We start from the raw sequence: 22,423 nt of genomic DNA on the forward strand, positions 1-22,423 counted from the left end.
GACCTTGCCATACCCGTGAACGAAATTTAGGGATGTCCACATGACGCATGACAATTCTTTCAATGATGCAGCACAAATCTGGGACAAGCGCTTTCGCCGTGCCGATTTCCTATTTGGCACTGAGCCGAGCGCCTACCTGGCGGCGCATCGCTGTTTGCTGGAAGCGGGTAAAACGGCACTGGCAGTCGCCGATGGTGAAGGTCGGAACAGCATCTGGCTGGCCAAACAGGGCCTGCAAGTCGATGCCTTCGATGTTTCTCCGGTGGGCGTGGCGAAGGCTGCGGAGCTTGCTCGTCATCACGACGTCACCGTTAATTTGCGCGTCTGCGATTGTGACGCGTGGGATTGGCAGCATGAGGCATACGATGTGGTTGCCGCAATATTTGTGCAATTTGCAGGGCCAGAAATGCGGCGCCGCATGTTTGCCAACATGATCGGCACGCTCAAGCCCGGCGGTTACCTGATCATCCAGGGCTATACGCCAAAGCAGCTGGAATACAAAACCGGCGGCCCGGGCCTACTCGATCACTTATATACCGCCGACATGATGCGTGTAGCGTTCTCCTCCCTCCAAATCGCGGAATTGTGCGAATACGAAGAAGAACTCAATGAAGGTATCCAGCACGTAGGCCGCTCGGCTTTACTCGGCATGGTTGCGCGCAAACCGCTTATGTGAACATTACTACCGTGTGCAGTATTCAGCGATTTTCTCACTCGCCCAATTTACCTACTCAGAAGGAACAATCATGAAAAGAAATATTGGAAGTGTCGACCGCACAATTCGCATTGTGGCGGGCCTGGTCCTGATCGCCGCAGTGTTGTTGGGCCTAATTGGCCCATGGGGATGGATCGGTGTCATCCCTTTGGCTACCGGAATCTTCCGGTTTTGCCCTGCATATTTACCGTTCGGGATAAGCACCTGCGGGATCAAACGATAACCCCACCAACAAGGTACATAAAATGACAACAAATCCGAACGCCTACGGTGAACTGACTACTGCCATATCGAAACAACTGAGCACATTGCGCAACGATATTCCTGATGTGATGAAGGGTTTTGGCGAATTGGCGAAGGCGGCGTCGCGTGACGGTGCCCTCTCCCGGAAAACCAAAGAGCTCATTGCATTGACTTTGGGCGTGGCAGCCCATTGCGACGCCTGCATTGGCTTTCATGTGCAGGCACTTGTCAGGCTTGGCACCACAAAGGCTGAACTCGAAGAGGCTTTGGGAATGGCAATCTACATGGGCGGAGGTCCATCCGCGATGTATTCGGCAAACGCCTTGGCCGCATTCGAGGAATTCTCGGCGGCGTAAACATTGCGAGCAGGCAGTTTACAAGAATTAAAAAAATACAGGAGATAGTGATGTCAAAAAAATACATGTCGAGCAAGGTTGACCGGCCGCTGTGGGGGGCGCAAATCCTTGTAACAATCTGCGCCGCAGTTTTTGTCATCGGCAACTCTCATGCGCAAGGCGCCGATTTCAATCCGCCGCTCGATGCCAGCATCCCGTCTGGCCCCAAGGGGGATGCTATCAAGCACGGCAAACTGCTGCTGACAGACACACGTCAGCGCCTGCCGAACAATGTCGGCAACGGTCTCAATTGTACCAGTTGCCATCTGGCTGGCGGCGCCACACCGAACGCCTCGCCGTGGGTCGGCATCTGGGGTGTTTTTCCGGAATACCGCGCGCGCAGCGGCAAGCTCATTTCACTGCAAGAGCGCGTCAATGATTGCTTCGAGCGCTCGTTGAATGGCAAGCCGCTGCCTATCGCCTCGAACGAGATGAACGATATCCTCGCTTACATGCAGTGGATATCGACGGGGGTGCCAACCGGCGTCAATGTCAAGGGGCGCGGCTTCGGTCCGTTCGACCAGAAGCTCAAGCCCGATGGCGCGCAAGGCAAGCAAGTGTATGCCGCCAAGTGCGCCAGCTGCCATGGTGCCGAGGGACAGGGCCTGCCGAATGGCGCTGGCGGCTATGTCTTTCCACCGGTGTGGGGCAAGTACTCGTTCAACGATGGCGCCGGCATGGCCCGCACCTATACCGCCGCAGCCTTCGTCAAGTACAACATGCCATTAGGGCAGGGCGGCAGCCTGAGCGATCAGGAAGCGCTCGATGTCAGCGAGTTCTTCACCAAGCAAGTGCGTCCGGTCTATCCAGGCAAGGCCAAGGACTGGCCAAAAGGCGACAAACCTAAGGATGCGCGTAGCTAAAATCGGTTGAAATGCGTTGCCACGCACTCGCGCGCCATGCGTGGTAACGCTGTTCAACGATAGATAGCCTGCAATATCAATCCCTGGCGCGATAAGCCTTCAACCCGCCTGCGATGAGGCGTACATTGCGGTAACCCATGGCGCGCAGTGTATCTGCGGACAATGCTCCCCGATTGTAAGCATTGCAATAACAAAGGATGACGGCATCAAGATCAGGTATTGCCTGCTCGATGTTCATTTCGAGCTTGCCCCGGCTGATGTTGAGCGAGCCTGCAATATGGCCGATGTCGTGCTCTTCCTTGTCGCGTATATCAAGTGCAATGGCACCGTTAGCCATCAGTTTATCGACATCACACGGCGATACTTCAATAACCCGTTCACGTGCGGAATCGGCGAGCTGCTGGAATTTTTTTGTGTAAGTCATGCGAACCTTTCTGATTAAATCGAGGAGGGAATAGCTGGAACGCCCGGGGCGCCAGCGCCGCCATCCACGGCTCAACGCAGGGCCTTGACCAGCAGCGCTACCGCGACCAGTGCCGAGACGATTGCGAAGCCCTTTTGCAAGAGCGAACCGGACAGCCTTGCCGCGACCAGGCGGCCGGCGATCATGCCCGCCAGTGCACCGCCAGAAAATGGCAATGCGATCGTCCATTGCAAGTGACCAGACAGCGTGCTGGCCACGACCCCTGACATTGACACCAGGGCGATGACCGCCAGAGACGTGGCCAGTATCGATTGGGTTGCCAGGTTCGTGTAGCGCTGCAGCGCCGGCACCATGACGAAGCCGCCGCCGACACCCAACAGGCCTGACAGACCACCTGCGGCCACGCCGGCCAGGGCTAGCGCGCGCGCGCACGGAGCAGTCCAGATCAACTTGCCTTTGCCCGAATCGATCTGACATGGAGGAATACGTTGGGCTGTTTGATCTTGTCCGGTGCTTGGCATCGATTTCTGAAACACGCGCCAAGCGACGAACAGCAGCACGAAGGCAAACACTATGGTCAAAGGCCGGTTAGGCATGCGTTGGGCCAGCCATAGCCCCAGCGGAGAACACAGTATTCCCGTCACCGAGATCAGCAGCGCCGCCTTGTAACGCACGGTGCCGGCCTTCAATCCCATGATGGTGCCAAGCAGCGCCGCCAGGCCAACGGCCAGAAGGCCGATAGGTCCGGCCTCTGCCATACTGAGACCTGCGCCGAACACCAGCAGCGGTACGGCAAGAATGCCGCCGCCGGCGCCGGTTAGTGCCAGAATGATACCGACGGTAAAACCTAGCAGCAGTATCGTTGTCATGACTACAGATCCTCCAGTTCCGGCTTGGCCATCCACTCGCGTCCCTTGAGCATGGCTTTCCAGTACAGCGGCGGCAGAATACGCTCCTTCAGCAGCCAGGCCAGACGCGATGGCTTGGTGCCATCGATGAGCCAGGAGGGAAAGCTGGGTGCGACCTTGCCGCCATAAGTGAATTCGGCCAGCACAATCTTGCCGCGCTCCACCGTGAGCGGGCACGAGCCATAGCCGTCGTACTGCGCGCTACCCTTGATCTTGCCCAGCGCAGCGAGCACATTGTGCGCCACCACCGGCGCTTGCTTACGCGCCGCTGCGGCGGTCTTGGCATTGCTGGAGTTGCCGGCATCGCCCAGCGCGTGGATATTCTCGTAGACCTTGTGGCGCAGCGTGGCCGGATCGATATCGATCCAACCGGCGGCATCGGCCAGGGGACTGACGCGAATGAAATCCGGCGCGACCTGTTGCGGTACCACATGCAGCAGGTCGAATTCGCGCGTCACGACCTCCTTGCTGCCATCAGGGGTGGCGCGGCTGAAGGTGGCGGTCTTGCGCGCGCCATCGACACTGGTCAATGTGTGGCCAAAATTGAGCTTGATGTCATAGCCGCGCACGTATTCCATCAGCGCCGGCACATAGGCGGGGACGCCGAACAGCACCGCGCCGGCGTTGTAAAACTCGATCTCGATCTGCTCCAGCACGCCGCTGCGCTTCCAATGGTCAGCTGACAGATACATGGCCTTTTGCGGCGCACCGGCGCATTTGATCGGCATAGGCGGCTGCGTAAAAATTGCGTGCCCGCCTTTCAATTGTTGCACCAGTTCCCACGTGTATGGCGCCAGATGGTACAGATAGTTCGATGTGACGCCATTGCGTCCCAACGTCTCTGACAAGCCTTCGATCGCACTCCAGTTCAGCTTCAGGCCAGGACACACCACCAGTTGCTGGTATTTGACGACGCGGCAACCATCAAGGATCACGGCATTGCGTTCCGGTTCGAATGCGGCAACGGCAGACTTGATCCAATGCACGCCGCGCGGAATCAGGGACGCCATCGTGCGCGCCGTGCTGGCGGCATCGAACACGCCGGCGCCCACCAGCGTCCAGCCGGGCTGATAGTAATGGATGTCGGCCGGATCGATGATGGCGATGTCGAGCCCGGGCCAGCGCGCCAGCAGGCTGGCTGCGGCCGCGATGCCGGCAGCGCCGCCGCCGATGATCACCACCACATGCTCTGCTTCGGCGACTTCGACCGGCGTGCGGCCAAGATTGACGATGCGGCGGATCACGCCCTTCAGGTCGAAGCCGGCATTTTTCGCCGATTCCAGGAGGGCCGGCAACGCTTGCGAATTGGCTTGCGACAGAGCCCACATCGTCGTCGAGCGCATACCGGTGCGACAGTACGCCAGCACCGGCTTGGGCAAACTGTCGAACAATTGCCCAAACGCGACACCTTGCTCATCGCTCACCTTGCCCGATTCGGCCGGCAGATAATGCGCTTCGATGCCGACGGCTTGCGCCGCATGGGCAATCTCGGCAAAGAGCGGTTGATCGGCGCCTTCGCCGTCGGGACGATTGCAGATGATGGCGCGATAGCCTGCCCGCTTTAATTCTATGAGTTCGGCTGCGGTGATCTGCGGTGCGACCGCCAGTCCCGGCACGAGTGGGCGAATATCCATGTTGTCTCCGTGTATTTTTTATAGGATGGTTCAGGCTGCGTTGAGCGGAATTTTCAGATAACGCACGCCGTTGTCTTCCGGTTCGGGCAAGTGGCCGGCGCGCATGTTCACCTGCACCGCCGGCAGGATCAGCGTCGGCATGTCAAGTGTCGCGTCACGCTTTTTGCGCATCGCCACGAAACCGGCTTCGCTAATGCCGTTGCGCACGTGAATGTTGTGGGCGCGCTCGTCGGCAACGCTGCTGACGAATTGCACTTCGCGCCCGCCGGGCAGGTAGTCGTGACACATATACAGCAAGGTGTCAGACGGCAAGCTCAGTACCTTGTTAATCGAGTGAAACAGCGTGTGCGCATCGCCACCGGGGAAATCGCAGCGCGCGGTGCCGTAGTCGGGCATGAAGAGGGTATCGCCGACAAACGCCATTGCGTCATCGCCTACGACATAGGTCATGCAGGCCGGCGTATGGCCTGGCGTGTGCAGCGTGCGGCATGCCAGGGAGCCGATCGCAAACGTTTCATCGTCCGCGAACAAGTGATCGAACTGGCTGCCATCGCGCGCCATGTCGGCACCGGCATTGAACAGTTTGCCGAACACTTGCTGCACCGTCGTGATGTGCATGCCGATGCCAATCTGGCCGCCGAGTTGTTCCTTCAGATAAGGTGCCGCCGTCAGATGATCGGCATGAACATGGGTTTCCAATATCCATTGCACGTTGGCGCCAAGTTCACGCACGCGCGCGATCAATTTATCCGCCGAGCGGGTGGCTGTGTGACCCGACTTCGGGTCGTAGTCGAGCACGCTGTCGATCAATGCGCATTGCCCTGTTGTCGTATCGAGCACCAAATAACTGACGGTATTGGTGGCGGGGTCGAAAAAGCCTTCGACCTGTGCGTGTACGGTGTTTGCCATGATGATGGGTCTCCTGTGGAAGCTGGCCTGTTGCGACAGGCATGCCGGTATATTGCAATAATCATGCCAATCAATTTATTTTCATGAATTTTTATAAGCAATTGATTTGATGCATATTTTTATCACGTCGTTGCGCTAACGCCGCGCTATGCGCTGACATTGGCAGCTAAATGACACTCAGGTGGCAGTATTTCTGGTGTCGATGGCAGTCCTGTGGCAAGGTGACTGTCTTGCCAGGAGAGACCATGCCCATCACAACGCCTATCGTCATCGCTTTGGAGCCACATTCGCCGCAAGTCCAGGCGCTGGTTTCCTTCCTCGAACACGAGCCAGATCCAATGATTGTGCTCGATCCTGAATACAACATCCTGGCAGCCAATACCGCCTATCAGCGCCAGTTCGCCAGCGTCGACAAGCCGTACATCGGCCACAAGTGTTACCGCGTCTCGCATCACTACGATGTCCCGTGCGACCAGGCTGGCGAACATTGTCCGATGAAAAAGGCCCTGGAACTGCGCGGACCGGACCGGGTCTTGCACATCCACCACACGCCGCGCGGCCCCGAGCATGTCGAAGTCGAATTGCGTCCCATCCTCGATGAGCGCGGCGTGATCGTCGCCTACGTCGAGCGGCTCACCGTGGTGCGCAGCGCGTCGGCGCGCCCCAGCGGAGATGGCCTGGTCGGTCGCTCGCCAGCATTCAATCTGGCATTGTCGGCGTTGCAGCGGGTCGCCCCGTCGATGTTGCCGGCGCTGCTGCTGGGAGAATCCGGCACCGGCAAGGAATTGTTTGCCCGCGCCGTGCACGAGGGCAGTGCGCGTGCCAGTGGACCGTTCGTTGTCGTCGATTGCTCTGGTTTGACCGAAACGCTTTTTGAAAGCGAACTGTTTGGCCATGAAAAAGGCGCGTTCACCGGCGCTACCGCGCGCAAGCCGGGCCTGGTTGAAACGGCACAGGGCGGCACGTTGTTCCTGGATGAGATCGGCGATGTGCCGCTGGCCATGCAGGTGAAATTGTTGCGTTTGATCGAGTCTGGCACCTATCGGCGCGTCGGCAGCATCGAGACGCAGCATGCCAATTTTCGACTGGTGGCGGCGACCCACAAGTCGCTGGAAAAAATGATGGCGGAAGGCGCCTTTCGCACCGACTTGTATTACCGTATCAGCGCCTTCCCGATTCACTTGCCGGCGCTACGCGAGCGCAGCGATGACATCGCGCTCCTGGTTCATTCGTTCTTGCAGCATAGTATCTCCGGCCAGCGCCGCCTGACAATTGAACCACAAGCGCTGCTGCAACTACAGTTGCGCGCATGGCCGGGCAATATCCGCGAATTGCGCAATGTACTCGAGCGCGCGCGCCTGTTTGCCGACGATGGCGTGATCCGCTGCGAACATTTGCCATCCGCGTTGGGGCCGTCTACGCCACTACCGGCGCTGCCGATCGACACCATTCCGATCGGCGCCTCGTTGACGGAGGCTATCGCCACCTTCACCGGCACCCGCAGCGAACTGGCGACGAAACTCGGCATCAGCGAACGCACGCTATACCGGCGCCTGAAGAAGCTAGGTCTGGCTTGACAGCGCCGGAGGACTGCCAGTGGCGGTCAGCTTTTGGCAGCAAGTTCTGCCAGAATTGACTGCCATGCGGTTTCTGCAAGGCAGAATAGCTGCGGGGGATATTACAAGTCATTGATTGCATGATGGAATATTTATTCACAGCGGATATGGCGCGCATATTGCTATGTATGAAATTACGGGGCGTCCGTTGCGCGCCAGTCAGCGTGTGATGTTTTGTCATTCGCGCTGCTGGGCAAACAGGCATCTTTCCTTTGGCTGGTCTGCTATGCAGGTAATTTTTACAGGAGTTCGCATGAAAAAACCGATGTTGGTGGGTGCTGGTTTGTTGGCGGTATCGTTGTCTGGTCAAGCTGCCGAATTATTTTTGACGATCAATAGCGGCAGTCCCATGACGCAAGCTGCCGGCTTGGTACTGGCCAGTCAGGCGATCGAGCAAAAAGCCACGGTACGCGTGCTGTTATGTGATGCCGGCGGCGACATTGCTGTCATCGGTAAGGTCATGCCAAGCCTGAAGCCCCGCAATGTGACGCCCCAGCAAATGCTGCAGGGCTTGATCAAGAGCGGCGCCAAGGTCGAGGTCTGCGCATTGTACTTGCCAAATGCCGGGCGCCAGGCTAGTGACTTGCTGGACGGTGTGACAGCGGCCATACCTGCCGACGTGATTGCCTATTTGCTCAGGTCCGAGGTGAAAACGCTGGCGTTCTGACTACCTGGTCAAACAGTTTCAGGGAATGCATTCGCAATCCCGATGAAAAGCTTCCCTCCGAGGAAGCTTTTTTACATAAAAGCACTGTGTTCATGCCCGAGGCGCATCGGTACCGATTAGCCATGTGAAATTACCCTCGCTGGCAAGGGGGGGCGCGCTTTTGCCATTTACGGCGACATGGCAATGCAGTTGCCAGCCAGAAAAAACAGCAACCGCCGGTTTCACACCGTCGCGCAATCATGACAGCGTCTGTCAGTCATGGCAGTGACTGACAGTGTGACGGTAAATTGCGCTGCCATATTTCAGCACTGTTTTCAATAAAAATGTTCAAGTCCTTGTTTTTAATTGATTAATTAAAAAAAATTTCATTGGCATGAAACCTGCTCTAAAGATGTTATGCCCCCTGTCGACCAACGCCTCCTGCGCCAGTTAATCATCGCTGTGCTGATCAAGATCATTGTCTTGACTGCACTGTGGTGGTCATTCGTGCGCGACGCCCGCGTCAGCGTCGATGGAGATGGCGTCTCAGACCGGATCAGTGGCATAACATCTTCTCAAGGAGCAAGAAAGTGATTTCAGAACAATTGGTGGACTTGTCGAGGCTACAATTTGCCGCCACGGCGATGTACCACTTTCTTTTCGTGCCGCTCACCGTTGGTATGGTGTGGTTGCTGGTGATAATGGAAAGCGTCTACGTGATGACCGGCAAGGTGATCTGGAAAGACATGACGCGCTTCTGGGGTAAGTTGTTCGGGATCAATTTTGCGCTCGGCGTCACCACCGGCATCACGCTCGAATTCCAGTTCGGCACCAACTGGGCGTATTACTCGCATTATGTCGGCGACATCTTCGGCGCGCCGCTGGCGATCGAAGGCATGATGGCGTTCTTCCTCGAGTCGACGATGATCGGCCTGTTCTTCTTCGGCTGGAACCGCCTGAGCCGGCCGCAGCATCTGCTGGTGACGCTGCTGATGGCGATCGGCACCAACTTGTCGGCGTTGTGGATATTGATTGCGAATGGCTGGATGCAAAATCCGGTCGGCTCCGAATTCAGTTACCTGACGATGCGCATGGAAATGGTCGATTTCTGGGCCGTGGTGTTCAATCCGGTGGCGCAGGCCAAGTTTGTGCATACGGTATCGGCCGGCTATGTCACCGGCGCGATGTTCGTGCTGTCGATTTCGAGCTGGTACTTGCTCAAGGGCCGCAATATCGAATTCGCCAAGCGCAGCTTCCGCGTGGCGGCCGCGTTCGGCCTGGCGTCGGTGCTGAGCGTGATCGTTCTCGGCGACGAGTCCGGCTACACCGTGGGCGAAGCCCAGCAAACGAAGATGGCGGCGATCGAAGCGATGTGGGAAACCAAGCCAGCGCCCGCCAGCCTGACCCTGGTGGCCAGCATCAATGAAGCTGAATCGAAGAACAATTGGGAAATCGAGGTGCCGTGGGTCATGGGATTGATCGGCACCCGCTCGGTGAGCAAGCAAATCCCCGGCATCCACGACATCAAGAGCAAGAACCGCGAGCGCATCATCAACGGCATGCTGGCCGTGACGGCGTTGGAAACGCTGCGCAAGCATCGCCTTGACACCGTCGCGCTGCAGGTGTTCGAGCGGCATAAGGCAGATCTCGGTTTTGGCCTGTTGCTAAAAAAATATGTCGTCGATGTCAATCAGGCCACCCCGGAAATGATCGCGCGCGCCGTCAACGACACGATGCCACGCGTGACGCCGATGTTCTGGGCTTTCCGCATCATGGTGGGCCTGGGCGTGGCGATGCTGCTGCTGTTTGGCCTCGCGTTCTGGAGTACGCTGAAATCGACGTGTTCGAAAAAGCCGTGGCTACTGAAGTGGGCGTTGTGGATGCTGCCAGCACCGTGGATCGCCTGCGAACTGGGCTGGTTCGTCGCCGAATATGGCCGCCAGCCGTGGACTATTTATGGCGTGTTGCCAACCCACATGAGCGTCTCCACGCTCAGCGTCAATAACCTTTATGGCTCGCTGGCCGGCTTCATCGTGTTCTACACGGTGCTGCTGATCGTCGAGATGTTCTTGATGGTCAAGTTCGCGCGCCAGGGACCGGGCAGCCTCGGCACCGGCCGCTATCAGCAAGATGTTGCTCGTCATTCGCCCATACAGGCATAAGGAGAACCAAGATGCTCGATTATTCCACTCTTAAAATCATCTGGTGGCTGCTGGTGGGCGTGCTGTTGATCGGCTTTGCGATCATGGATGGGCACGATATGGGCGTGGGCACGCTGCTGCCATTCGTCGGCAGGAGCGACATCGAACGGCGCGTCGTCATCAACACGGTCGGCCCGCACTGGGATGGCAACCAGGTCTGGTTCATCACCGCCGGCGGCGCCTTGTTTGCTGCCTGGCCGATCGTGTATGCGACCGCGTTCAGCGGCTTTTATTGGGCCATGATGCTGGTGCTGTGGGCGCTGTTTTTCCGCCCGGTCGGCTTCGATTACCGTAGCAAGATCCACAATGCTGCATGGCGCAGCACATGGGACTGGGGTTTGTTCATCGGTGGCGTGGTGCCGCCCCTGGTGTTCGGCATCGCGTTCGGCAACCTGCTGCAAGGCGTGCCATTCCACTTCGATGACTATCTGGTGTCGACCTACACAGGCAGTTTCTGGCAGCTACTGAACCCGTTCGCGTTGTTGGTCGGCGTCGTCAGCAGCGCGATGATCACGCTGCAAGGCGGCACCTATCTGGCGCACCGCACAGAAGGCGTGCTCCAGCGTCGCGCGATCCAGGGTGCCATCGGCGCAGCCATCTTGCTGACGGTCACTTTCATCGCAGCCGGCTTCTGGCTGCAACACATTGAAGGCTTCCGGATCACATCGGTGATCGATATGGGAGCGCTGCCTGATCCGCTGGGCAAGACGGTCGTGCGCGAAGCTGGCGCGTGGATGGGCAATTATGCCAAGCAACCGCTGTTGTGGCTGCTACCTGCGCTGGGTATCGCGGGCGCGCTGCTGGCAGCAAGCTTGTTGCTGGCACGTTGGACATTGACTGCATTTGTTGCGTCCTCGCTGGCGGTAGTCGGCGTGATCGGCACGGCCGGGGCGTCGATGTTTCCGTTCATTATGCCATCGTCATCGATGCCAGATGCCAGCCTGACGCTGTGGGACAGCGTTTCCAGCCATCTGAGCCTGGCCATCATGCTGTGGGCCACATTGATCCTCCTGCCGTTGATCGTGATGTACACATCGTGGACTTATCGCGTGATGCGCGGCAAGGTCACTGTAGCGCACATCGAGGCCAATGAACATTCGGCGTATTGAAGCGTTCAGCCGTTGACAGATTCGGCTCATGACCTGGTTTGACTTGTTAATCAATTAAGGAAACACATTATGTGGTATTTCGCCTGGATGCTGGGAGTCGGCTTTGCGCTGCTGCTGGCCATCATGAATGCAATGTGGGGAGAAAACGAAGCCGCGCGCGCGCAGCAAGATGATGAAGAAAGTGGCGAACGCCACGAAAGCCTGCCATGAGCGTTACGAAAACCATCAAAACCACGAATGCCACGCAAGTATCGGCGGCGCCATCGCACATCCATGTGCCCAGCCTGACAATGGCAATTGTCATCATGCTGGTGGCGACCGTGTATCCACCTTTGATGGTGGATACCACAGGCAAGGCTGACCATGGGTTGATGACGGCGCTGTTTTTTGCGATGAGCGCTGGCTTCGTGCGCGGCGTCGGCTTTGTGCCGCAGGCGCTGGCCTGGCGGTGCCTATTTTCAAGCTGGGCCTGCATGGCGGCGCTAGCCGTGGCGCTGTGGATAAAATTTTTGAGTGGCAATTGATGAAAGGGAATGACATGAAAGAAGAGTCCGCTCTGGCGCCAGACAGCGTCTATCTGCGTTTGGGCGGCGAGCAAGCCATGCATACGCTGGTCGATCGTTTTTACGCGCTGATGGATGAGCTGCCCGAGGCTTGGTCGGTGCGCTGCCTGCACCCGGAGAGCCTGGCCGGCAGTGCCGATAGCCTGTTCAAGTTTCTCAGCGGCTGGTTCGGCGGGCCGCCGCTGTATATCAACGAGCGCGGCCATCCGCGCTTGCGGATGCGCCATGCACCGTATGCGATTGGCATTGCCCAGCGCGATGAATGGATGCTGTGCATGCGCCAGGCATTGGCCGAACAAGTGCGCGATCCGGTCCTGCATGCGACGGTATTGCGCGCCTTTGGCGACATGGCCGACCATATGGTCAATACCGATGGCCGCAGCGCATGTGCTGCGGCGAACGGCTGATGCGCCGGCAATATATTGGATTGGAGCAGCTTACGTAGGAATTGGCACGACCGCTGAACTGACCATTTGCATCACATCCTTTCTATATTCTTCAATTTCAGGAGTTCACCATCATGGATAACACTCAAGCAGCAAGCTTTCCACAACTCAACTCGCCGGCACCCGACTTCAATGTCAAAACTACGCATGGCGACCGTACATTGGCGCACTACCAGGGCAAGTGGCTGATTCTGTTTTCCCATCCTGCCGATTTCACGCCGGTCTGCACCACCGAATTTATCGGTTTTGCCAAGGCAGCGCCACAATTTACCGAAATGGGTTGCGAACTACTTGGTTTATCGATCGACAGCTTGTTTTCGCACCTGGCGTGGGTACGCAACATCCAGGAAAAATTTGGCGTCGCCATTCCGTTCCCTATCATCGAAGACATCAAAATGGAAGTTGCACGTGCCTATGGCATGGTGCATCCGGGCGCTGCCGACACCCAGGCTGTGCGCGCGACCTTCTTCATTGATCCCAAAGGAATTCTGCGCGCGATGGTGTATTACCCAATGAGCAATGGCCGCAGCATCGACGAATTCGTTCGTTTGTTGACCGCTATGCAAACCTCCGATGCCAATGCAGTTGCGACACCGGAAAACTGGCGCCCAGGCCAGGCTGTCATCGTGCCGCCACCTAAAACTGCCGAAGCAGCTGACAATCGCGCCTCCGAAGGTTATGACACCGTGGACTGGTATTACTCGACCAAGTCGCTGTAATATCAGGGCGGCAGGCATGAAGGCTTGCCGTCTTTTCATCCAACCATTTTTCACAAGGAATTTTGATGAAGACTGCCCACGATCTGGTTGCCGCCGCCAAGGCGCGCATCCAGGAAATATCTCTGGATCATGCCGAGCAAGCGATCCTCGATGCCGATGTGCTGATCGATGTGCGCGAAGCCGACGAATATGCTGCAGGTCACATTGCCGGCGCCATCCATGTGTCGCGCGGCTTGTTGGAATTCAAGCTTGGCAATACGCCCGAGCTATCTTCGCGGGATCTGAACATCGTGCTTTATTGTAAAAACAGCGGACGCTCAGCGCTCGCAGCCTGTTCCTTGCACGACATGGGCTATCTGAACGTGCTTTCGATCACCGGCGGTATTGATGCCTGGATTGATGCCGGAAAACCGGTCGCCAAACCAGCATTGCCATCCTTTGATTGATTATTTTTCGCCTGTTTGCCGATGATGGCGTGATCCGCGTCGAGCACCTGCTGGCGGCGTACCTGGGCCTCAGCGAGCGTACCTTGTAGCGCCGCCTGCAAGCGCTGGGCGTCGCCTGGCAGGAGCCTGGCGGCACTGCCATGCTGCCAGAGTGGCAGTGCCACCCGTCGGCTGGCAGCGCGCTGCTGCCTGCCGCAGCGCTCTAAGTCCCTGTTTTATATCTATTCCTCCGCTCGTGCAACGCTGGCACGAAATATGCTGTGATAAAAGCGTGACGCGTGCCTGAAACTTGGGCGTGTATCTCGTGTTGTCATCGCAACGCTTAAGCAGATTAACCATTGAGGAGCAAGACCATGAACGCGAACGTCGGCAATATTGATCGTGCCATTCGGATACTGCTGGGGCTGGGCCTGATCGTGGCCACCCTGGCCGGTGCCATCGGCGCCTGGGGCTGGCTGGGCGTGATTCCCCTGGCGACAGGCATTTTCCGCTTCTGTCCCGCGTATCTGCCGTTTGGCTTCCGTACCTGTGCGGTGAAAAAATGACGCGGGCAACGGAGGCGACAACATGAGCATGCAAGCTGGCAGCTACCGCGCCTTGACGCAATCGGTATCGCAACAACTGGCGACCCTGCGCGCGGATATTCCCGACGTGATGAAAGGCTTTGGTGATCTGGCGCGCGCGGCAACGCGCGATGGTGCGCTGGACAAGAAAACCAAGGAGTTCATCGCGCTGGCCCTGGGCATCGCGGCCCATTGCGATGCCTGCATAGGCTTTCATGTGCAGGCCCTCGTCAAGCTGGGCGCCACCCGGGCCGAATTCGAAGAAACCCTGGGCATGGCCATCTACATGGGCGGCGGGCCGTCGGCGATGTATTGCGCCAATGCGCTGGCGGCATTCGAGGAATTCTCGGCCCCGGCCTGAGGGGCGTCGAGTTGGCACAGGATGAATAGCACATCAGAATTGGAGAAGTCGCGTGCAGATAGACTGGAATAATTTTACGCCATGGGCCTCATTGGCAGGAGGGATGCTGATCGGCTTGTCGGCTGCGGTGTTCGTCCTGTTTAACGGCCGTATTGCCGGCATCAGCGGCATCCTGGGCGGCCTGCTGGAATGGCCGAAAGGCGATATTGCCTGGCGCGTCGCCTTCCTTGCCGGCCTGATTGGCGCACCTTTGGTGTATGGCGCAGTACTGACGTTGCCGGAAGTACGGATAGACGCCGATTTCCCCACCTTGATCATTGCCGGCCTCCTGGTCGGCGTGGGGACGCGCTATGGTTCAGGCTGCACCAGCGGACATGGCGTCTGCGGTTTGTCGCGCATGTCGCCACGTTCGCTGGTGGCGACAGTCGCCTTCATGCTTGCCGGCTTCGCCACTGTTTTTGTCGTCCGACACCTCATCGCTTAAGGCACTCGTCATGAAAAACATACTGGCGGGGCTGGTGGGTCTGGTCTTTGGCATCGGACTGATCGTATCGGGCATGACGGATCCATCGAAAGTGCTTGGTTTCCTCGACGTGGCGGGGCATTGGAATCCGTCGCTGGGCCTTGTCATGTGTGGCGCGATAGGCGTTGGCATCGTGGCATTCCGTTTTGCATCGCGCAGGGAGCGCAGCTTGTTGGGCGATGCGATGCGCTTGCCGACATCGAGGCAAATCGACCGGCGCCTGGTCTTTGGCGGCCTGGCATTTGGTGCCGGCTGGGGACTGGCTGGTTATTGCCCCGGTCCGGCCGTGGCGTCGCTGGCGTCAGGAGGGGCCAAGCCGCTCGTTTTCTTCATCGCCATGCTCGCGGGCATGGGGGTCTTCGCGGTTGCAGAGCGTCTGAATTCCCGATAGACAAGACTGAAATCTCGGCACTTGGCCGGACGCCATATCCTGGTGACAAAGAACAGCGCCTGGATCAGGCTGGCGCCACTCAACATTTGTTCGGTCGCAACAGCACTGTGGCGACCAGGCCGCCTTCGGGGGCGTTGTATAAGGTGAGCGTGCCGCCTTGTCTCTCTATGGCTTCGCACGCGATCGATAATCCGAGGCCCACGCCACCACTGGCTTTGTTACGCGACGACTCCAGGCGGTAGAACGGCTGCATGACGGCGGTCAGTTCGGCGGCCGGAATGCCTGGGCCCTGGTCGTGGATCGTGATGGACAGTCCGGATGGGTGCATGGCGCACTCAACCTTCGTCATTCCGCCGTAACGCAGCGCATTTTCCATCAAATTGGCCAGGGCGCGCCGCAACGCGATCGGCTGCGCCAGAATGGGCGCGACGACGCCAGCGCATTCGATGGCGTGTCCCTGCTCCTGATAATCTTCAGTCATTGAACTCACCAGGGCTTGCACATCGAGCATGGCCGGGACCTCGATGGCCGCTTCGCCGCGCAGATACTCCAGTGTGGCGTCGAGCATGGCGGCCATCTCGGTGGCATCGGCGTGCAGTTGGGCGCGCACATCGGGCTCGGCCAACTGTTCCACGCGCAGCCGTATTCGCGTCAGCGGGGTGCGCAGGTCGTGCGAAACGGCGGCGAGAAAGTGGCCGCGGGCAGCCAGTTGCTGCCGCAGATCGGCTTGCATGCGGTTGAAAGCGCGCGCCGCCAACTGCGCCTCGACAGGGCCGCTTTCCGGCAGGGCCGAGCGGTTCACGTCGTTGCCGAGCTCAACTGCGGCGACCGCCAATTGCTGGATCGGACGCGCGATGCTGCGCGCACCCAGCCAGGCGGCCGTGGCCAGTGCCAACAACTCCGTGACGACTCCAATGACCACGCCGCCCACCGGCGGCTGCGGGTGGCAGCGAGCCGCGTCGTGATAGAGCATGAAAAACAGGCCAAAGGCGATGGCGTGGCTAGCCACGATGGCGCCCACTGCCAAGGCGAACAGGCGAGAGAACAGCGTGTCTACGAACTTGAACCTCATGCGTCGAATGCCACGTCGAGCAGATAACCCTCGCCGCGGATGGTGCGCAACAGCGGCTTGGCCGTGCTGTCGGTGTCGAGTTTCTGGCGCAGCCGGGACACCAGCAAGTCGATGGTTCGGTCGTACGCCTCCATGCTGCGCCCGCGCGCCGCACTCAACAGATAGCTACGGCTGAGGACACTTTGCGGCTTCTCGATGAACGCAGACAACAGCCGGAATTCACCGTAGGACAGGGGGATCAGCAACTGCGCCGGCGAGGTCAGTTCGCGAGTGGCGCGGTTCAGCCGCCAGCCTCCGAAGCAGATGTCGTTGGCCGGCGGCGGCCTGCGTTCTGGCGTCGGCGGCGCTCCCACGCCGCGGCCACGAATGCGCCGCAAGATTGTGTGCAGTCGCGCCACCAGCTCGCGCGGGTCGAACGGTTTAATCACGTAATCGTCGGCGCCAGCCTCCAGTCCGGCCACCTTGTCGCCGCGTTCGCCCCGCGCCGTGAGCATGAGTATGGGAATATCAGACAGGAAGCGGATGCTGTGACACAGAGACAGTCCATCTTCACCCGGCAACATCAAATCCAGGATGATGATGTCGAAGCGCTGCCGGGCAAGAGACGAGCGCATCGCGGTACCGTCATGGACCGCCTGGGCGCGGATGCCGAAATCACCCAGATAGGCGACTAGCAGGGTACAGATATCGGGATCGTCGTCGACGATGAGCACTTCGGCAGTTGTTGGCATGGTCTACTTGAAACAGGAACGAAACGGAAAGCGGGAGCAGTTTAACTGATACCCGCCATTGTAGTATCAGGCCTGTGTCGCAATGGCGGAGCGTGGTGGTTCGGCAAAGGATGCCGCGCCATTCACGTAGGCATCGACCGCGACCTTGACTTTTGCGTTGGCAGCGGCTTCGGGATGCTTGTTGAGATAGGCGTCGGTTTCCTTGTAGTCCGCGCGCTCCTGCTCGGTGACCTCGCCGTTTTCGTTCTTGTCTTCGGCTTCGTAAGTCTCGCTGGAACTCGCCGTGGCGGTGAGGCTGGTGTCATCGCTGACGGCCGACGCGTCGGCCGCGCCGGCCTGTTCGGTACCGCCAGCTTCGGCTGTGTCGGCGCTGCCGGTATCAGTCTTGGCGGCGCGTCCATCGACAGCCGACGTGTCTACGCGCGAGGCGTCGTACTGGCTCTGCAGCGTGTTCGACAACGCTGCCGCGCCGTTCGGCGCCTTGCTGGCCGTGGCGCCAGCAACTTCCGCATTGGCACCCTGCGGCGGCTCGCTGACCGGCGCGGCGACCTTTTGCTCTGCCGCACTCGCCGCGCTGGTGACGTCTTTTTTGCTTTGCGTAGGGATAAATCCCGTACCGCCGCTGACTGCTGATATTCCTGCCATACGATCTCTCCTGTTGGTGCGGCAGAACGTTGTTGTTCATGCCATGCATAGGTAAACGGCAGGAATCCGCCAAACTATTGAACAGCTTTGTAGCATGTTTGTATCATTTGAAATAAAACGGAGTTGTTTACTCGCCCTGGCGCGTGGTCGGTCGGCAGAAGTATCAAGAATACCTGGAACGACACTTACACGGCACGGCGTCGTGTATTTCCAGATGGACAGTGCGAAGTTACTGTCGTCAAGGAACGTTTCTTTATCGGTCCAGCGCTGCAGCGCAAACCACGGGAAAACGCGGCGAGTCGAGCCAGCGCGAAGCGAATGACGACGATGCGGGCAGGCGCGCAAAGAAGAATGTGCGTCTTTGCTGCAAGCAAGTCGGCGCTGATCGCATGGTGACGTTGACCGACAGAGAAACATGCTGGACCGCGAACTTGCATTAAAACACTGGAAGGCATTTTGTCGAAAGCTTGGCAAGCATAAACAATTTCATTATGTAGCGGTCATTGAGGAACCGGCCCGTGGTGCCTTGCATTTTCATGTGGCTGTCGCTGGGCGGCAAATGTATGCACTGCTGCGCTCCATCTGGCAGGGCATCCTGGGGCGTGGCCCGAACGGTGAACAAATGGGATAGGTCCACGTCCGCGACCCGCACCGTTTCGGCGTGGCCGGAGCGCACAAGATCGCCAGTTACATAGCAAAGTACTGCGGAAAGGAAATGCAGTGCAGGGCGCTTGACCAGAAACGCTACTTCCGCTCCAAGGGCATCGTGGTGCAGGAATTCGATGTATGGCGGGTGCCGTTTTGTACAAACATGCTGCGCGCTGCGCAGGTGGCATTCCAGGCGATTTCCGGCCATTGCATGGACGACTTGCAGATCTGGTGCAATAACAATCTCGGCGTCGTGTATCTGGCGACCGCGCCGGGATTGCCACAGGTTGTCCGTTCTGACAGTTACTCCACCTTGATTGACGGGGAGGGGGACGTGACATGGCAAATTTTGACGCTAATTCACTGCGGGTACTTGAGCAGATAGAAGATGAGTTTCGCAATCAGTACTGGATAATCCGCAAATCTAGGCGTACCAACTGGCGTGCAGTCAATCGAACTAGGATGCTTGGCGACTTTATGTACATGCTAGGTGTGCCTAAATGGGCCGTTCAACAACCTAGGTATTGTCTGCGTTTACGGGTTTGTGAGCGATGCTTTAAAGATGAAATTTGTTGTCATGGGCTATGTGGTAGAGCCAAGCGTGGAGACTTCGACTAATTAGAACTATAAGTTAAACTATTTTGGCGCAAACCTAAAACCTAAAGTAGTACAATAAGAAGAATTTTTGTGAGGTCGAAAATTCAGCAAGCAATCGCTTTCAACTAACAAGGGCAAACTAAATGTTGGGAATGCAGCACCAAAATAATGATTGTAAGCTTTGCGGAAGAGTTTGTAAAAATGGCGAAAAGCTTGCAAATTCTCACATCATTCCGAATTCTTTCTTTAGGAAATATCAAGGTGAAAAGAAGCCAGCTATCATATTGTCAAACACGAAAGGGGCATTCCCAAAGAGATCTCCTAACGGAATATATGATCCTACAATTTTATGTCTAAATTGTGAGGCAAAATACTTTCAGGAGGTTGATGATTATGGAGCATGCATTCTATTGAACGAAACTTCATCATACTTTTCAGATGAAGTTAGCGTTACAGGACATAGATTTATACAGTCCGAGAAAGTTGATCAGATTCTATTGTTTCGTTTTTTTATTTCCGTCCTGTGGCGTGCATCCGTTTCGAAAGATCAATTTTTTAAAAGAGTGAAGCTAGGGCCATATGAAAAAGCAGCGGCGGAAGTTATTTTACATCCCGAATTAGAGGTACCAGTAACTTTCGGAGCCGTATTATCGATATGGGGCGGTTTAGCTGACGAATATAACGGAATTATGATGGATCCGTTTCGTGAAAAGTGGGATGGGGTAAATGCATATCGCTTTTACTTTGGTCGATTTGTCGCATATATAAAGGTTGATCGTCTGGACTTCAATGGTGTTTTAGCAGGAAAAGGATTAGGTCAAAGCAGCCAACTTGTAGTAATTGAACGTGATATTTCCCAAAGTAAAGATGGTTTTGCAATGAAGCAAACGGCAATTGGGGCACTGCTCAATAAGTACAGGAACATTAAGCGGCGATAGCAACCTTGGAGTCAAGGTGTCATTAATGTCTTGGATTGTTTGTTGATGTGAGAGCAAGGGAGGCAACATGAACATTAGTGCTGCCAAGCTGGGTTAGCAGAAAGCTGTGAAGGATGGGTAGTTCTCTTGCCTGTGCAAGCGAAGGTGGAGCCGCTTCGTAGGACAAAATTGTGTGGTGATTATTTTTTCACGGCGCCTCCGAATGCTCTTGGCCTATTGTTACCAATGTTTTCTTCCTCCTACCATTTTGTTATTTTGGGGTTTTGAGGGCGATCCAGTAGACGTAGCTACAGCGGGGGTGCTACGCTAAAGTGAACTTTTTAAGAATGTCAGAAGGATGGGGTACGATGCAACAAAAGTAGGTTCGTCCTCCGTCTCTAATTTTACATAATATAAATTATGCGAAGTTATGAATGAATTCGTCAAATGCCCCTTTTTGCAACTTGTACAATCGCAAATGCGATTTTAGCCCTTTGCGCGCCGCCTGGCGCCCGGACTTTTTCGTCATGGGTTCTCGCGCAGTCCCTTTGCGCTTCGATACGCTGGCCGGCTCCAGGCTGGCGCGCAGGATTCCCAGCGGTTGCTGCCGCGCGCTGCGCTGCGTGCCTGTCTCCCGGTGCACTGCGTGCCTGCTGGCCTGCAACGCCGCAGATCTGGCGCTTCCGTTCGGCTGCTCGTGTGGCCGCGCAACTTCGGCCGCGTTCTGCCACGGCTACCGTGTGTCGGCTTATTTGGCTGGCGACGTGCGCCAAACTGTCCATGCGGACCACTGCGATGGATTTGACCAGGCATTGGCGGCCAGGCATGGCTCAACGGACGCGGCGAGTTGACAGCACAGTGCTTGCCGCACCAGATCTCTTTTGCCGGGCATGCCTTGACTTCCTCAACGATTTTCTCGGTGAAACACAATTATGAAATCAAGGGTTTACAGGCGATTATGAAGGCAAAGTCTCAAGATATTTCGCGCCGGCATTACGGGACGCATCGCCTACCTGGCGCCCAATACCAGGCCCGATGCCAGCCAGGCGGGCAAGCTGGTGCTCGTCGAAATGCCTGAAGTGGCGTGGACGGGCCAGGTTTTCCACCAGAGGGCCGTGCACGTCCACGACCCGGAGCACGCCATGGGGCCGGACACGCCGTATGCGCACCCGTTCCAGATGCTGGGGCCGTTCATTTCGCTGCTGGACAGCCTGCAGGCGGCCGGTGCGGCGAACGTGATCGTCATTCTCGATACGCCTTCCTTGGCGGCGGACGGCCTGTATGCGCCCTGCGACGGCGTGGTGCGCCAGTTGCCGGGCGTGTTTATCGACCGCGGCCGGGGCCTGCGCCTGCGCGACCGCGTGCTGGCGGGCGCGGCGCCTGTCTTGCGGCTGACCATGGCGGCCACCGTGCGGCAGGTGCAGACGCGCAACCTGGTCGGCATCCTCCCCGGCAAGTCGGATGAATTGATGGTGCTGGCTAGCTACACGGATGGCACGAACGGGCTGGAAAACAATGGACCGAACGCCATCGTCGACATGGCTCAGTACCTGGCGCGCCTGCCGCAGGACAGCTTGCCGCGCAGCGTCATGCTGCTGCTGACGGGCGGTCATCTCGCGGGCGGCGCGGGCATCGCGCAATTTATGGATCGCCACAAGGACGATGGCTTGACGCAGCGCATGGCCGCGATGCTCGGCATCGGGCAACTGGGCGCGCTGGAAGTGCTGCCCGACAGCAACGGCTACTTGCATCTCACGGGCAGGTCCGAGCCGGCCGCCCTGTTTTCACCGCGCACGCCTGTCCTGAGGGCGGCATCCTACGCCATGCTCAGGCAGGCCGGCGTGGCCCCCGCGTTCGTGCTGCCGCCTGCCAATACCGGCGGCGATGGCAGTGCGCAGGGGGCCGCCTGGCCCGTTGCAGGCCAGACGTTCCGGGCTGCGCAACGTCTACCCACGCTAAATTATGTCAAGGCGCCGACCTATCAGCTCAGCTATGGCATCGGCACGGTGACCCAGATGGACTACCGGCTGATGCAGCGCGAAACCGTGGCATTGACGCAGATGCTGCTGCAGCTGTCGCGCGTGCCGTATGCCGATTTGCGCAAGGAGACAGCGCCGTAGCCGTCGCGAGAGTACTCC

At 57.7% G+C, this 22,423-nt stretch carries 29 protein-coding genes; 22 read left to right on the plus strand and 7 right to left on the minus strand.

The window, feature by feature from the left end:
- Window positions 1–40: 40 nt before the first annotated feature.
- The 4 genes from FJQ89_RS04385 to FJQ89_RS04400 all read left to right on the plus strand — a co-directional run bounded on the left by FJQ89_RS04385 (window position 41) and on the right by FJQ89_RS04400 (window position 2,216).
- On the plus strand, window positions 41–676 hold the full coding sequence (locus FJQ89_RS04385) for a class I SAM-dependent methyltransferase (RefSeq protein ID WP_141169203.1): 636 nt from the start codon (window positions 41–43) through the stop codon (window positions 674–676).
- Window positions 677–746: 70 nt separating this feature from the next.
- Complete coding sequence (locus FJQ89_RS04390; protein WP_141169204.1) at window positions 747–938, plus strand: YgaP family membrane protein; 192 nt, start codon at window positions 747–749, stop codon at window positions 936–938.
- Window positions 939–960: 22 nt separating this feature from the next.
- Window positions 961–1,314: a carboxymuconolactone decarboxylase family protein gene (locus FJQ89_RS04395; RefSeq protein WP_141169205.1), complete on the plus strand. Its 354-nt coding sequence runs from the start codon at window positions 961–963 to the stop codon at window positions 1,312–1,314.
- Window positions 1,315–1,364: 50 nt separating this feature from the next.
- The gene (locus tag FJQ89_RS04400) at window positions 1,365–2,216 is read left to right on the plus strand and encodes a c-type cytochrome (protein ID WP_243136415.1); all 852 of its coding nucleotides are present in this window, start codon (window positions 1,365–1,367) and stop codon (window positions 2,214–2,216) included.
- Between the two features lie 76 nt (window positions 2,217–2,292).
- On the opposite strand, the gene FJQ89_RS04405 is transcribed toward FJQ89_RS04400, so the two are convergent.
- The 4 genes from FJQ89_RS04405 to FJQ89_RS04420 all read right to left on the minus strand — a co-directional run bounded on the left by FJQ89_RS04405 (window position 2,293) and on the right by FJQ89_RS04420 (window position 6,091).
- Window positions 2,293–2,640: a rhodanese-like domain-containing protein gene (locus tag FJQ89_RS04405; protein ID WP_141169206.1), complete on the minus strand. Its 348-nt coding sequence runs from the start codon at window positions 2,638–2,640 to the stop codon at window positions 2,293–2,295.
- 71 nt (window positions 2,641–2,711) lie between these two features.
- The gene (locus FJQ89_RS04410; RefSeq protein ID WP_141169207.1) at window positions 2,712–3,509 is read right to left on the minus strand and encodes a sulfite exporter TauE/SafE family protein; all 798 of its coding nucleotides are present in this window, start codon (window positions 3,507–3,509) and stop codon (window positions 2,712–2,714) included.
- A gap of 2 nt (window positions 3,510–3,511) precedes the next feature.
- Window positions 3,512–5,182 carry a bifunctional protein tyrosine phosphatase family protein/NAD(P)/FAD-dependent oxidoreductase gene (locus FJQ89_RS04415; RefSeq protein ID WP_141169208.1) on the minus strand — a complete coding sequence of 557 codons (1,671 nt, stop codon included), beginning with the start codon at window positions 5,180–5,182 and terminating at the stop codon, window positions 3,512–3,514.
- A 30-nt stretch (window positions 5,183–5,212) separates the two neighbouring features.
- Complete coding sequence (locus FJQ89_RS04420; protein WP_141169209.1) at window positions 5,213–6,091, minus strand: MBL fold metallo-hydrolase; 879 nt, start codon at window positions 6,089–6,091, stop codon at window positions 5,213–5,215.
- Window positions 6,092–6,336: 245 nt separating this feature from the next.
- On the opposite strand from FJQ89_RS04420, the gene FJQ89_RS04425 reads away from it, so the two are divergent.
- The 14 genes from FJQ89_RS04425 to FJQ89_RS04485 all read left to right on the plus strand — a co-directional run bounded on the left by FJQ89_RS04425 (window position 6,337) and on the right by FJQ89_RS04485 (window position 15,675).
- Complete coding sequence (locus FJQ89_RS04425) at window positions 6,337–7,668, plus strand: sigma-54 interaction domain-containing protein (protein ID WP_141169210.1); 1,332 nt, start codon at window positions 6,337–6,339, stop codon at window positions 7,666–7,668.
- 292 nt (window positions 7,669–7,960) lie between these two features.
- Entirely contained in the window at window positions 7,961–8,374 is a 414-nt protein-coding gene (locus FJQ89_RS04430) for a DsrE family protein (protein WP_141169211.1), read from the plus strand.
- Between the two features lie 396 nt (window positions 8,375–8,770).
- Window positions 8,771–8,947 (plus strand): cytochrome oxidase putative small subunit CydP, encoded by a 177-nt coding sequence (gene cydP / locus FJQ89_RS28645; protein WP_341474476.1) that lies wholly within the window; start codon window positions 8,771–8,773, stop codon window positions 8,945–8,947.
- Window positions 8,944–10,515 carry a cytochrome ubiquinol oxidase subunit I gene (locus tag FJQ89_RS04435; RefSeq protein ID WP_141169212.1) on the plus strand — a complete coding sequence of 524 codons (1,572 nt, stop codon included), beginning with the start codon at window positions 8,944–8,946 and terminating at the stop codon, window positions 10,513–10,515. The genes cydP and FJQ89_RS04435 overlap by 4 nt, the downstream gene beginning before the upstream one ends.
- An 11-nt stretch (window positions 10,516–10,526) precedes the next feature.
- Complete coding sequence (gene cydB, locus FJQ89_RS04440; RefSeq protein ID WP_141169213.1) at window positions 10,527–11,663, plus strand: cytochrome d ubiquinol oxidase subunit II; 1,137 nt, start codon at window positions 10,527–10,529, stop codon at window positions 11,661–11,663.
- Between the two features lie 69 nt (window positions 11,664–11,732).
- Complete coding sequence (gene cydX, locus FJQ89_RS04445; RefSeq protein ID WP_141169214.1) at window positions 11,733–11,873, plus strand: cytochrome bd-I oxidase subunit CydX; 141 nt, start codon at window positions 11,733–11,735, stop codon at window positions 11,871–11,873.
- Between the two features lie 80 nt (window positions 11,874–11,953).
- Window positions 11,954–12,187 (plus strand): cyd operon YbgE family protein, encoded by a 234-nt coding sequence (locus tag FJQ89_RS04450; RefSeq protein ID WP_243136416.1) that lies wholly within the window; start codon window positions 11,954–11,956, stop codon window positions 12,185–12,187.
- Window positions 12,188–12,201: 14 nt separating this feature from the next.
- The gene (locus tag FJQ89_RS04455) at window positions 12,202–12,633 is read left to right on the plus strand and encodes a group II truncated hemoglobin (protein ID WP_141169216.1); all 432 of its coding nucleotides are present in this window, start codon (window positions 12,202–12,204) and stop codon (window positions 12,631–12,633) included.
- A 113-nt stretch (window positions 12,634–12,746) separates the two neighbouring features.
- Complete coding sequence (locus FJQ89_RS04460; protein ID WP_071080430.1) at window positions 12,747–13,391, plus strand: peroxiredoxin; 645 nt, start codon at window positions 12,747–12,749, stop codon at window positions 13,389–13,391.
- A 65-nt stretch (window positions 13,392–13,456) separates the two neighbouring features.
- Window positions 13,457–13,837, plus strand: coding sequence for a rhodanese-like domain-containing protein (locus tag FJQ89_RS04465; RefSeq protein ID WP_141169217.1), 381 nt, complete (start codon window positions 13,457–13,459; stop codon window positions 13,835–13,837).
- A 353-nt stretch (window positions 13,838–14,190) separates the two neighbouring features.
- Entirely contained in the window at window positions 14,191–14,382 is a 192-nt protein-coding gene (locus FJQ89_RS04470; protein ID WP_099763846.1) for a YgaP family membrane protein, read from the plus strand.
- Window positions 14,383–14,410: 28 nt separating this feature from the next.
- Window positions 14,411–14,761: a carboxymuconolactone decarboxylase family protein gene (locus tag FJQ89_RS04475; protein WP_205704621.1), complete on the plus strand. Its 351-nt coding sequence runs from the start codon at window positions 14,411–14,413 to the stop codon at window positions 14,759–14,761.
- A gap of 52 nt (window positions 14,762–14,813) precedes the next feature.
- On the plus strand, window positions 14,814–15,245 hold the full coding sequence (locus FJQ89_RS04480) for a YeeE/YedE family protein (protein ID WP_205704564.1): 432 nt from the start codon (window positions 14,814–14,816) through the stop codon (window positions 15,243–15,245).
- Between the two features lie 10 nt (window positions 15,246–15,255).
- Complete coding sequence (locus FJQ89_RS04485; protein ID WP_141169219.1) at window positions 15,256–15,675, plus strand: YeeE/YedE family protein; 420 nt, start codon at window positions 15,256–15,258, stop codon at window positions 15,673–15,675.
- Window positions 15,676–15,754: 79 nt separating this feature from the next.
- Here FJQ89_RS04485 and FJQ89_RS04490 read toward each other — a convergent pair whose 3' ends face one another.
- From FJQ89_RS04490 to FJQ89_RS04500, 3 genes are all read right to left on the minus strand, one after another.
- Window positions 15,755–16,747 (minus strand): ATP-binding protein, encoded by a 993-nt coding sequence (locus FJQ89_RS04490; RefSeq protein ID WP_141169220.1) that lies wholly within the window; start codon window positions 16,745–16,747, stop codon window positions 15,755–15,757.
- The gene (locus tag FJQ89_RS04495; protein WP_141169221.1) at window positions 16,744–17,478 is read right to left on the minus strand and encodes a response regulator; all 735 of its coding nucleotides are present in this window, start codon (window positions 17,476–17,478) and stop codon (window positions 16,744–16,746) included. Before FJQ89_RS04495 ends, FJQ89_RS04490 begins: the two co-directional genes overlap by 4 nt.
- A gap of 66 nt (window positions 17,479–17,544) precedes the next feature.
- Complete coding sequence (locus FJQ89_RS04500) at window positions 17,545–18,123, minus strand: hypothetical protein (protein ID WP_141169222.1); 579 nt, start codon at window positions 18,121–18,123, stop codon at window positions 17,545–17,547.
- Window positions 18,124–18,538: 415 nt separating this feature from the next.
- Between FJQ89_RS04500 and FJQ89_RS28185 the strand changes: the two genes are divergently transcribed.
- From FJQ89_RS28185 to FJQ89_RS04515, 4 genes are all read left to right on the plus strand, one after another.
- Window positions 18,539–18,754 (plus strand): rolling circle replication-associated protein, encoded by a 216-nt coding sequence (locus FJQ89_RS28185; RefSeq protein ID WP_205704565.1) that lies wholly within the window; start codon window positions 18,539–18,541, stop codon window positions 18,752–18,754.
- A gap of 84 nt (window positions 18,755–18,838) precedes the next feature.
- A complete protein-coding gene (locus FJQ89_RS28190; protein ID WP_205704566.1) occupies window positions 18,839–19,156 on the plus strand; it encodes a hypothetical protein in 318 nt (105 codons plus the stop codon).
- A gap of 355 nt (window positions 19,157–19,511) precedes the next feature.
- Complete coding sequence (locus FJQ89_RS04510) at window positions 19,512–20,306, plus strand: hypothetical protein (RefSeq protein WP_141169223.1); 795 nt, start codon at window positions 19,512–19,514, stop codon at window positions 20,304–20,306.
- A gap of 1,037 nt (window positions 20,307–21,343) precedes the next feature.
- Window positions 21,344–22,405 carry a hypothetical protein gene (locus tag FJQ89_RS04515; protein WP_141169224.1) on the plus strand — a complete coding sequence of 354 codons (1,062 nt, stop codon included), beginning with the start codon at window positions 21,344–21,346 and terminating at the stop codon, window positions 22,403–22,405.
- Window positions 22,406–22,423: the final 18 nt, after the last annotated feature.

Origin of the sequence: Janthinobacterium tructae (genome assembly GCF_006517255.1) — a bacterium.
Classification (GTDB): domain Bacteria; phylum Pseudomonadota; class Gammaproteobacteria; order Burkholderiales; family Burkholderiaceae_D; genus Janthinobacterium; species Janthinobacterium tructae.

Bases quoted from the DNA above. Each gene is read 5' to 3' on its own strand.
- FJQ89_RS04405 (WP_141169206.1), bottom strand. From the start codon at position 2,640: ATGACTTACACAAAAAAATTCCAGCAGCTCGCCGATTCCGCACGTGAA.
- FJQ89_RS04390 (WP_141169204.1), top strand. From the start codon at position 747: ATGAAAAGAAATATTGGAAGTGTCGACCGCACAATTCGCATTGTGGCG.
- FJQ89_RS04430 (WP_141169211.1), top strand. From the start codon at position 7,961: ATGAAAAAACCGATGTTGGTGGGTGCTGGTTTGTTGGCGGTATCGTTG.
- FJQ89_RS04460 (WP_071080430.1), top strand. From the start codon at position 12,747: ATGGATAACACTCAAGCAGCAAGCTTTCCACAACTCAACTCGCCGGCA.
- FJQ89_RS04495 (WP_141169221.1), bottom strand. From the start codon at position 17,478: ATGCCAACAACTGCCGAAGTGCTCATCGTCGACGACGATCCCGATATC.
- FJQ89_RS04455 (WP_141169216.1), top strand. From the start codon at position 12,202: ATGAAAGAAGAGTCCGCTCTGGCGCCAGACAGCGTCTATCTGCGTTTG.
- FJQ89_RS04485 (WP_141169219.1), top strand. From the start codon at position 15,256: ATGAAAAACATACTGGCGGGGCTGGTGGGTCTGGTCTTTGGCATCGGA.
- FJQ89_RS04395 (WP_141169205.1), top strand. From the start codon at position 961: ATGACAACAAATCCGAACGCCTACGGTGAACTGACTACTGCCATATCG.
- cydB (WP_141169213.1), top strand. From the start codon at position 10,527: ATGCTCGATTATTCCACTCTTAAAATCATCTGGTGGCTGCTGGTGGGC.
- FJQ89_RS04420 (WP_141169209.1), bottom strand. From the start codon at position 6,091: ATGGCAAACACCGTACACGCACAGGTCGAAGGCTTTTTCGACCCCGCC.
- FJQ89_RS04415 (WP_141169208.1), bottom strand. From the start codon at position 5,182: ATGGATATTCGCCCACTCGTGCCGGGACTGGCGGTCGCACCGCAGATC.
- FJQ89_RS28190 (WP_205704566.1), top strand. From the start codon at position 18,839: ATGCAGTGCAGGGCGCTTGACCAGAAACGCTACTTCCGCTCCAAGGGC.
- FJQ89_RS04450 (WP_243136416.1), top strand. From the start codon at position 11,954: ATGGCAATTGTCATCATGCTGGTGGCGACCGTGTATCCACCTTTGATG.
- FJQ89_RS04385 (WP_141169203.1), top strand. From the start codon at position 41: ATGACGCATGACAATTCTTTCAATGATGCAGCACAAATCTGGGACAAG.
- FJQ89_RS04500 (WP_141169222.1), bottom strand. From the start codon at position 18,123: ATGGCAGGAATATCAGCAGTCAGCGGCGGTACGGGATTTATCCCTACG.
- FJQ89_RS04490 (WP_141169220.1), bottom strand. From the start codon at position 16,747: ATGAGGTTCAAGTTCGTAGACACGCTGTTCTCTCGCCTGTTCGCCTTG.
- FJQ89_RS28185 (WP_205704565.1), top strand. From the start codon at position 18,539: ATGCTGGACCGCGAACTTGCATTAAAACACTGGAAGGCATTTTGTCGA.
- FJQ89_RS04410 (WP_141169207.1), bottom strand. From the start codon at position 3,509: ATGACAACGATACTGCTGCTAGGTTTTACCGTCGGTATCATTCTGGCA.
- FJQ89_RS04475 (WP_205704621.1), top strand. From the start codon at position 14,411: ATGCAAGCTGGCAGCTACCGCGCCTTGACGCAATCGGTATCGCAACAA.
- FJQ89_RS04510 (WP_141169223.1), top strand. From the start codon at position 19,512: ATGTTGGGAATGCAGCACCAAAATAATGATTGTAAGCTTTGCGGAAGA.
- FJQ89_RS04425 (WP_141169210.1), top strand. From the start codon at position 6,337: ATGCCCATCACAACGCCTATCGTCATCGCTTTGGAGCCACATTCGCCG.
- cydX (WP_141169214.1), top strand. From the start codon at position 11,733: ATGTGGTATTTCGCCTGGATGCTGGGAGTCGGCTTTGCGCTGCTGCTG.
- FJQ89_RS04400 (WP_243136415.1), top strand. From the start codon at position 1,365: ATGTCAAAAAAATACATGTCGAGCAAGGTTGACCGGCCGCTGTGGGGG.
- FJQ89_RS04470 (WP_099763846.1), top strand. From the start codon at position 14,191: ATGAACGCGAACGTCGGCAATATTGATCGTGCCATTCGGATACTGCTG.
- FJQ89_RS04465 (WP_141169217.1), top strand. From the start codon at position 13,457: ATGAAGACTGCCCACGATCTGGTTGCCGCCGCCAAGGCGCGCATCCAG.
- cydP (WP_341474476.1), top strand. From the start codon at position 8,771: ATGCCCCCTGTCGACCAACGCCTCCTGCGCCAGTTAATCATCGCTGTG.